We start from the raw sequence: 269 nt of genomic DNA on the forward strand, positions 1-269 counted from the left end.
GGGGTTGTGTTTGGCGCACTGTTGGGGTTCTGAGGCAACAGGACCTTTTTGCAGCGATGCAGGGGGCACTTCTGGTGTTTCTTTTGTTCCTGCTTCCGGTGGTTTCCGTCCGTTTGTCATGGCCCGTGTTTTTGTGGGTTGTGCGGGGTGGGGGTGCTGGTTGACGGGGTTGTTGTTTGAGAACTACATAGTGGACGCGAGCATCGAGGGACACGCACCTGTTTGGGTGTGTGTTTCTTACAGCAATTTCTTATGAATGAACTCCGGCC

1 protein-coding gene is annotated in these 269 nt (G+C 53.9%); it reads left to right on the forward strand.

Translation table 11 applies throughout. The annotated features are described in order from the left end of the window. Nucleotides 1–256: hypothetical protein (locus tag SB847_RS21130; protein WP_410578585.1), on the forward strand; the 256-nt coding region annotated here is incomplete at its 5' end. Between the last annotated feature and the right edge of the window lie 13 nt (nt 257–269).

It is taken from the genome of Bacillus sp. SIMBA_026 (genome assembly GCF_046535335.1).
Lineage (GTDB): Bacteria > Bacillota > Bacilli > Bacillales > Bacillaceae > Bacillus > Bacillus velezensis.